The 7,609-nt window shown below is 65.5% G+C and carries 10 protein-coding genes; 6 read left to right on the top strand and 4 right to left on the bottom strand.

Annotated elements, in window-relative coordinates:
• Window positions 1-296 precede the first annotated feature (296 nt).
• On the top strand, window positions 297-536 hold the full coding sequence (locus ACXJL8_RS27805) for a hypothetical protein (protein WP_456685941.1): 240 nt from the start codon (window positions 297-299) through the stop codon (window positions 534-536).
• 321 nt (window positions 537-857) lie between these two features.
• Window positions 858-1,046, top strand: coding sequence for a hypothetical protein (locus ACXJL8_RS27800; protein WP_456618920.1), 189 nt, complete (start codon window positions 858-860; stop codon window positions 1,044-1,046).
• 1 nt (window position 1,047) lies between these two features.
• On the opposite strand, the gene ACXJL8_RS27795 is transcribed toward ACXJL8_RS27800, so the two are convergent.
• Together ACXJL8_RS27795 and ACXJL8_RS27790 are read right to left on the bottom strand one after the other, a co-directional pair.
• Entirely contained in the window at window positions 1,048-1,443 is a 396-nt protein-coding gene (locus tag ACXJL8_RS27795; protein WP_456618919.1) for an NUDIX hydrolase, read from the bottom strand.
• Between the two features lie 143 nt (window positions 1,444-1,586).
• Window positions 1,587-2,666: an AI-2E family transporter gene (locus ACXJL8_RS27790; protein ID WP_456618918.1), complete on the bottom strand. Its 1,080-nt coding sequence runs from the start codon at window positions 2,664-2,666 to the stop codon at window positions 1,587-1,589.
• 150 nt (window positions 2,667-2,816) lie between these two features.
• On the opposite strand from ACXJL8_RS27790, the gene ACXJL8_RS27785 reads away from it, so the two are divergent.
• The gene (locus ACXJL8_RS27785; RefSeq protein ID WP_456618917.1) at window positions 2,817-3,038 is read left to right on the top strand and encodes a hypothetical protein; all 222 of its coding nucleotides are present in this window, start codon (window positions 2,817-2,819) and stop codon (window positions 3,036-3,038) included.
• Window positions 3,039-3,060: 22 nt separating this feature from the next.
• Here the strand turns inward: ACXJL8_RS27785 and ACXJL8_RS27780 are convergent, their stop codons facing one another.
• Complete coding sequence (locus ACXJL8_RS27780; protein WP_456618916.1) at window positions 3,061-3,780, bottom strand: outer membrane protein; 720 nt, start codon at window positions 3,778-3,780, stop codon at window positions 3,061-3,063.
• Between the two features lie 258 nt (window positions 3,781-4,038).
• Here ACXJL8_RS27780 and ACXJL8_RS27775 point away from each other — a divergent pair, with 258 nt between their 5' ends.
• From ACXJL8_RS27775 to ACXJL8_RS27765, 3 genes are all read left to right on the top strand, one after another.
• Window positions 4,039-4,266 (top strand): hypothetical protein, encoded by a 228-nt coding sequence (locus tag ACXJL8_RS27775; protein ID WP_456618915.1) that lies wholly within the window; start codon window positions 4,039-4,041, stop codon window positions 4,264-4,266.
• 249 nt (window positions 4,267-4,515) lie between these two features.
• Entirely contained in the window at window positions 4,516-6,564 is a 2,049-nt protein-coding gene (locus ACXJL8_RS27770) for an acetoacetate--CoA ligase (RefSeq protein WP_456685940.1), read from the top strand.
• Between the two features lie 442 nt (window positions 6,565-7,006).
• Window positions 7,007-7,309 (top strand): hypothetical protein, encoded by a 303-nt coding sequence (locus ACXJL8_RS27765; protein WP_456618913.1) that lies wholly within the window; start codon window positions 7,007-7,009, stop codon window positions 7,307-7,309.
• A gap of 5 nt (window positions 7,310-7,314) precedes the next feature.
• Here the strand turns inward: ACXJL8_RS27765 and ACXJL8_RS27760 are convergent, their stop codons facing one another.
• Entirely contained in the window at window positions 7,315-7,548 is a 234-nt protein-coding gene (locus ACXJL8_RS27760; RefSeq protein WP_456618912.1) for a hypothetical protein, read from the bottom strand.
• Window positions 7,549-7,609 lie beyond the last annotated feature (61 nt).

Genomic DNA, 7,609 nt, shown 5'->3' with positions numbered 1-7,609 from the left:
ATCCGGATGCGACCCAGCTCAGCGAGGTCTTGCTTCAACTGAACGAGACGTCGCTGAGCCAATTGCGTCGGGATCACGATACCGGGCATCTGGCGCACAAGATCGACCACGCCTCGAAATGACGGACTTCACTTGACCACTGCATTGGCCACTGCATCTGGCCAAGTTGATGTTGCCGAAACCCGCGCCGCCGGCGCCTTGGCTTGGACAGGCGCGGGTTCGGTCGCCCTCACCGCACTTACCATTTGAGCCTTCCAAAACCGGGCGCTAGGATGAGCCCTTTTACGGAGGCTCATTTGAAACCAATGATTTTCATCGCGGCCATTGCGCTCGTTGCAGYGGCCCCCGCCTGGTCACAAGCCCTGGTCGATCCCAACAAGGTCGCCCCCGAATATCGGGAGGCGGCCGAGAAGCGCCGGGCCGAGCAGATGCGTCAGCGCGAATGCGCGCTGAAGGCGGATCTCGACAAGGTGCTTCCCAGGGATCGCACCGTCTATCTCAACCATTGCCTGGACGCGCTCGCCGCCAAGCAATAGCGGCTGAGCCGGCGGCTTTGACGGACTGAGGCTTCCCCCGTTGTCGCGGGACGATGACGCTCGGCCGCGCGGTGCGCCTGCGCCGCGACGTTGCTCGCGCCCGTTGTATCGGATGCGGCAAGATTTGCGGCCAATTCGCAACCAGCCTTCAGGCTTTCTTCAGACCTCCGGGCACACGCTGGCAATTCATTTCCAATAGTCATTGTTGTCCGCATGAATTCGGTCCAGGTCCAGTGCACGCGCTGCAAGAACGTGTTTCGTGATCGTGCGGGACGATTGCAGGACGGCTATTCGCGGCAATGTCCCAGTTGCGAAGTCGTGTTGTTCTTCGCCGAGGATTCGCCGAACCCTCAGGTCAAGCTCGCGATGAAGCGCGCGCGCAAGGCCCGCAAGGAGCAGCGCGAGTCCGGGATGGCCAAGGCGTCCGACAAGGCGTCCGCGTCGCAATCACGCGCGGGTCTTTCGCGATCGTTTGCCGGGCGGACGAACGCGGCGGAGGACGAGGGCTAGCTCACCCGCGCGGCCGCCGCTTCCTCGGAAACAGCCGATCGCGGATGTAGCGCGAGGTCGGCGTCAGGCGGATGCCGCGCGGCTTCTGCCAGGCGGCGCGGTCGATCTCCTTCTTGTCGCCGATCGCGAGCCTGCCCTTGGCGTCCTTGGCGATGAAGATCGCGTCGCTCATCTTGCGGCCGGAACGCTTATTCCTGGCGGTTACTTCCTTCCAGAGGCTGACCCTGCCGAGCTTCAGCTTGGGCAGTTCCTCCTTGATCTCCCGCCGCAGGCAGTCCTTGTCGGACTCGCGCGCCCGCTTGCGGCCGCCCGGGAACATCCACAGGCCGTCCGACCGGCGTCTGACCAACAATACCTTGCCGCGTTTCGCGGCAACCAGCTTGGAAGACTTCGCCATTACTGTCGTAGACTCGAACCAGAATCGAGCTATCGTAACTTGTCTAGTTCAATAGACAAGTTCGGGGCGCGCTTTGCTCACAACCCTTGCGCGCCGTCAGGTTGCACGGCGCGGCGGGCGGATCGCGCCTGCAAGTGACGGGGTCAGCCTTCGCTCGGCCCCGCCCGGTCCTCGGTCCTGATCCACGCCGCCGCCATTTCCCACGCCACCGACAGGATGATCGGCCCGATGAACAGGCCGACAATGCCGTGGGCCAGCGTGCCGCCGATTACGCCGACGAAGATCACGATCGTAGGCGTGGTCAGGCCCCGTCCCATCACCAGCGGCTTCAACATCGTATCGATGAAGCCGACAAGGACGAGAAACACCGTGAGCAGCAGCGCCGTGGTGACGTCCTTGGCGGTCCAGATCCAGATGATCACCGGCAGCAGCACGAGGAACGCGCCGATCTGCACGATCGAGAGCAACAGCACGATGAAGGCGAGCAGGCCCGCGCTCGGCACGGCCGCGAGCTTGAAGCCGACGCCGGCGAGCAGCGCCTGCACGATCGCGACGCCGATCACCCCCTGCGCCACGGCGCGGATGGTTGCGCCCGCAAGCCCCAGGAAATGCTCGCTCTGCTCGGGGACGATGCGATACAGGAAGCCGCGCCCGGCCGCGACCAGCCGCGGCCCGTGCGGAAACAGGAAGCCGGCGACAAACACCGAGACCAGGAACTGGAGCGTTCCGAGGCTGGCATCGCCCGCGAGCGACAACAGCGGTCCCGCCAGCGGCTGGAGATAGGGCGCGACCTCGCGCAGCACCGCGCGGATATTGCTGTAGGCCTGATCCCAGAGCTCGTAGAGCGTCGGGCCGATGACCGGCCACGACTTGATCTGCTCCGGCGCCGACTGGAGCGCGAGGTCGCCGGTACCGAGCTGATGTGCCAGCTCCCGCGCGCCGTCCACCGCGCTCAGGCCGAGCCAGGTCGCCGGGCCGAGGACGATGCCGAGCGTGATCAGGGTGAGGATGGCCGCTGCGGTCTTCGGGCGGCCACCGAGGATTTTTGCGACCCAGCTGAAGGCCGGATAGAAGGCGACCGCGAGCACACAGCTCCAGGCCAGGATCGGCACGAACGGGCGGATGATCAGGAACGTCCAGATGATCAGCAGCGCCAGCAGGCCAAGCCGGATCACGAGCTGGATGATGTCCTCGCCGGTCAGGAGCTGACGGAGACTTTTCACGGGCACGGCTTTCCTTGCGGCATCGACGCGGGTTCCGGCACTTGCGCGGCCTTGCGTTATTGCCAGCAACGCATCCGGCGTCAAGACGACGGGGTGACCCGGCGAGCCCCGCGATTGGGAACGCATCGCCACAACGCGCATTCCCGGACGATGGTACACCGCCCCAAACCGCCTGATGACCACGCCGGCGTTCACCGCGGCATCCATTTCTCGCTGACGCAGAATGCCGCAGCGGGCTTTTGGCGCTGGGCCTATGCGGTCGGCGACAGGGCCCGGTCCGGGCGGGTGCAAGGCAGGCTGTCGCTGCTGGCCTTCAAGCGCGTCCAGATGCGCATCGACCGGGACATGCGGCCCGGCCGAACTGAGGACTGATCCATCTGCGAAGCCAACACGGCTAGAAGTGATAGTTCACGCCGACCGTGCCGGTCTGGATGTTCAGCTTCACGTTCGCAGGCGTCGCCACCAGATTGCCCGTTGTCACCGGCTGCTCAGTGATCGCGCCAAAGCCCATATAGTTGTACTCGGCCTTCACCGACCAGTTCGGCATGAACATCCATTCGACGCCGCCGCCGGCGAGCCAGCCGGTGCGGTTGAAGCTGCCCGAGGCGGACCCGGCGAGCGCGCCGGCAAGGCCGTTATTGGCGTCGTATTTGTCGCGGGTAAAGGCCGCGCCGCCCTTGGCGTAGAGCAGCACGCGGTCGAAGGCGACGCCGAACCGTCCGGCCACTGTTGCGATATAGTCGTTCTTCAGGGTGAAGGTGAAGCCCGCCCCGCCCCCGAACGGGCCGCCGGCGTTGAGCTTGACGCTGGACCAGGCGCCGGTGCCCTCGAGACCCACCACGAAATTGCTGATCTGATAATTGCCGCCGATCTGGCCGCCGACGATGCCGCCGCTGGCGTTGACCGAGCTCCAGACGGCTAAGGGATCGGTCGGGTCGATGCCGGACCACTTGTTCCAGACCCCGCCGCCATGGGCGCCGATATAGAAGCCGGTCCAGGTGAAGATCGGAGCCGGTACCGGCGCCTTCACCGGCGCGGGCGCGATAATATCCGCTGCAAATGCCGGCGTTGCCAGCGACAGCAGCGCAGCCGTCAAAATAAGTTTCGTTCCCATGATCCCACCCCCAACTGACCCGCCTTCCGACCGAGGCGATGGGGGAAATCTAGCTGCCGGATCAACGGCGCGCTTGGACCGACCGGCGGCGCGATTTGGACTGACGGGCGTTGCAGATACCGRGAAATTCCTGCAAGTCCCGCGATCGGAGGCGGGTTTGGCTAATCGCGATTAACCGGATTTCCGCGGGCGGGTTTACGCCGATGCAAAGCCTCGCACCTAGGCTTCTCCCCAAGTCCCCGAGAACACCGAAGTGCGATGGCCAACAGCATCTGGACGATCGAAGAATTCACCTGCACGGGTTGCAGCATGAACTACAGCGCGACCCGGGAAGAGCACACCGAGCCGCATTCAGGCCACTTCAAATGCAGCATCTGCAGCGGCGTGGTGCACAGCTGGTCCGGCAAGCATCATTTCTTCGGCTGGCAAGCGGTGAAGACGAAGCCGGCCGTGTTCGGCCGGCGCTGGGCCGGCGCGGGCTGGTAGGCGAACGCCGACACGATACGCGGTCTGCCGGGAATCGCGGATCGCGTTGCCCGTCCGAGCTACGAGCACCGTTGCAGCGCCTCTGGACATAAGACTGAGTGGCGCAATCGCCTATGCTCCGTCTGCTGCCCAGCGTCATCTGGCGAAGCAGCCCATTAGCCGGGTCAGTGTCGCGCGGGGGAGTCGCAGCTTCTGCTAAGCTGCGGCCCGGGTTAGACTCCCCTGCCCCGCAACTGAAGCCGACACGCAATGACCGCGCCTTTTGTTCCCCAGATCGCCCTCTATCGCACTTGGCTCGCCGAGCAGCGCGGCCTTTCCTTCGCGAATTACGAGGACATGCGGCAATGGTCGGTGCGCGATCTCGACGGTTTCTGGCGCAGCATCTGGGATTACTATGATCTGCAATCGCCGACGCCGTTTGCGGCCGTGCTCGCCGAGCGCAAGATGCCCGGCGCGGTCTGGTTTCCCGGCGCGCGGGTCAATTACGCCAGGCAGGTGTTCCGGCATGTCGCGGCGGCCGACGCCGCGGGCCTGCCCGCGATCATCAGCGGCGGCGAGGACGGCAGGCTCATCGAGACGAGCTGGCCCGAGCTGCGGCGCAAGGCCGCCGCGCTCGCGCTGCATCTGAAGGACAAGGGCATCAAGCCCGGCGACCGCGTCGCGGCCTATCTGCCCAACATCCCCGAGACCATCATCGCGTTTCTCGCGAGCGCCAGCATCGGCGCGATCTGGAGCGTCTGCGCGCCCGACATGGCCGCGCCCGCGGTGATCGACCGCTTCAAGCAGATCGAGCCAAAAGTGCTGATCGCCTGCGACGCCGTCACCTATGCCGGACGGCGGCACGACCGACGCGACGTTGTGAGCGAGCTCAGGCGATCGCTGCCGACGGTCGAGCACGTCATCCTGCACAGCAAGGCGGGCGCGCCCGCAGCGCCCGACTCCCTGCTCTCTGATATTCTCGCATGGACGGGTGCCGCGATCGACGCGTTCGAGCCGGCCTGGCTGCCGTTCGATCATCCGCTCTGGATCGTCTATTCCAGCGGCACCACCGGCCTGCCGAAGCCGATCGTGCATGGCCATGGCGGCATCGTCATCGTGGTGCTGGCGCTGCTCGGGCTGCACAACGACCTCGGCTGCTCGTATCATCCAAACTCGTTCGGCGAGCGCTATCACTGGTACTCTTCGACCGGCTGGATCATGTGGAATTCGCAACTCGGCGGCCTGCTCGGCGGCACCACCTGCTGCATCTTCGACGGCAGCCCCGGCGGCACCAAGGACAAGCCGGACTGGACCACGCTGTGGCGCTTCGTGGCGCAGTCGAAGGCGACCTTCTTCGGCGCGGGCGCGGCGTTCTTCGCCAACTGCGCCAAGGCCGAGATCGACCTCGCCGCCGCCGGTGACCTCTCGCAGCTGCGCTGCCTCGGCTCGACCGGCTCGCCGCTCAGCGCCGACACGCAGGCCTGGTTCAACGCACGCTTTGCGGCGCTGTCGAAGACGAACGGCAGCAAGGCGCAGGCCGACATCTGGTGGGCCAACATCTCCGGCGGCACCGACTTCGCCGGCGCCTTCATCGGGGGCAATCGCGAATTGCCGCAGACGCCCGGCGCGATGCAGTGCCGGCTGCTGGGTGCGGCCGTGGAAGCCTTCAGCGAACAGGGCCGCGCCGTCACGGGCGAGGTCGGCGAGCTCGTCTGCACCGAGCCGATGCCGTCGATGCCGCTTTGCTTCTGGAACGACCGGGGCGACATGCGCTACCGCGCGAGCTATTTCGAGACCTATCCGGACAATTTCGACGGCAGCGGCCGCGGACCCGTGTGGCGGCACGGCGATTGGCTCAAGGTCGATCCGGACGGCTCCTGCATCATCTATGGCCGCAGCGATGCCACCATCAACCGGCACGGTCTGCGCATGGGCACGAGCGAGCTCTATTCCGCGATCGAGGCGCTGCCGGAGGTGCTGGACTCCCTCGTCGTCGACCTCGAATATCTCGGCCGCGACAGCTACATGCCGCTGTTCGTGGTGCTGCGCGAGGGCACAGCACTCGACGGCGCGATGCAGGTGAAGATCAACAAGGCGATCGAGGCCGGCCTCTCCCGCAGGTTCCTGCCGAACGAGATTTTCGCGGTCGCCGAGATTCCGCGCACGCTGTCCGGCAAGAAGCAGGAGCTGCCGATCAAGAAGCTGCTGCTCGGCCAGCCCGTCGAGAAGGTCATCAACAAGGAGGCGATGGCCAATCCGGCCTGTCTCGACTGGTATCTCGCCTTCGCGCGCGACTATCTCGCCAGAACTGCGGCGTGACGGATCGCGGCTTGTGGCTGCGATCAGCCGCCGCCGAAATTGGAGGGATCGAGATTCCTGTTCTCCGACGGCGGGATCGGCGGATAGCCGGGAAACTTGTACCAGCCGGGCGGGACTGGCGCGTCCTCGGGGAGACGAACCACGACATGATGCCGCGGGCGAGCATGATGCACTGGCGCCGCGATAGCCGGCGCGCACGCTGAGATGAAGAGAACCAGGGCCAGGACAGACCGCATCGAACGTGCTCCAGACGGCCACCCAGCCCTGATGTGGTGTTGGAACCGGACCGCGCCATTCGTCCGCGGGGTCACAATCGGTCACATCGGCGGCACTCGCGCAGGCCCTCACGCCGGAAGATCGGCCCAATTGCGCCAATGGCGTTTGGACTCCGTTCACCGATCGCCGCTAGATCAGGTTGGATACTCCACACTGAACACCAGCCATGGCCGACCTCAACGCCGTCCTCACCAGGCTCAACGACCGTCTGCTCCGCCTCGAGGGCGAGCTGTTCGTGCTACGCTCGCTGGCGCGGGCGACGCTGACGGCGGGCGACGACCATGCGGCGCGCATGCGCAAGCTGGTCGAAGCTGCAAAAGTCGCACTCGATGACGAAGCCAAGCGCTCGCTGGACAAGCCGACACGCAAATATGTCGACGCGGCATCCGCGCTGGTGGAAGAGCTCCTGGTCGAGCCGACCCCGGCGCGGCCGCTGTTCACGGTCATCGACGGCGGCCGGCGCGACTGATTGCTTCAGACGGGTCGTGTCGCGCCGGGATCGGCGGAAGCCGCCTTCAGCCGGCTGAGGCCGGCTTCGATGATCGCGATCTCCTCATCGATCTGGCCGATCGGCAGGCTGAAATCATAGCCGGACCTGCTCTTCAGATCGACCGCGAGCCGCTGCCGGTGCATCATCAGCGTATCGAGGCCGCGGCGGTTCTTCATCCGCACATAGGCGTCGACGATCTGCTCAATCGCGCTCGGCATGAAATTTGTCCCGGCAGAAAAAACCGCGCGGCGCGCGGACGCCGGCGGGACAATCTTGGTG

Source organism: Bradyrhizobium sp. P5_C11_2, from assembly GCF_054049755.1.
This window is presented reverse-complemented; position numbering and strand designations above follow the sequence as displayed.

Coding starts and splice junctions, on each gene's coding strand:
- ACXJL8_RS27770 (WP_456685940.1), top strand. CDS start 4,516: ATGACCGCGCCTTTTGTTCCCCAGATCGCCCTCTATCGCACTTGGCTC.
- ACXJL8_RS27780 (WP_456618916.1), bottom strand. CDS start 3,780: ATGGGAACGAAACTTATTTTGACGGCTGCGCTGCTGTCGCTGGCAACG.
- ACXJL8_RS27775 (WP_456618915.1), top strand. CDS start 4,039: ATGGCCAACAGCATCTGGACGATCGAAGAATTCACCTGCACGGGTTGC.
- ACXJL8_RS27765 (WP_456618913.1), top strand. CDS start 7,007: ATGGCCGACCTCAACGCCGTCCTCACCAGGCTCAACGACCGTCTGCTC.
- ACXJL8_RS27785 (WP_456618917.1), top strand. CDS start 2,817: ATGGTACACCGCCCCAAACCGCCTGATGACCACGCCGGCGTTCACCGC.
- ACXJL8_RS27795 (WP_456618919.1), bottom strand. CDS start 1,443: ATGGCGAAGTCTTCCAAGCTGGTTGCCGCGAAACGCGGCAAGGTATTG.
- ACXJL8_RS27760 (WP_456618912.1), bottom strand. CDS start 7,548: ATGCCGAGCGCGATTGAGCAGATCGTCGACGCCTATGTGCGGATGAAG.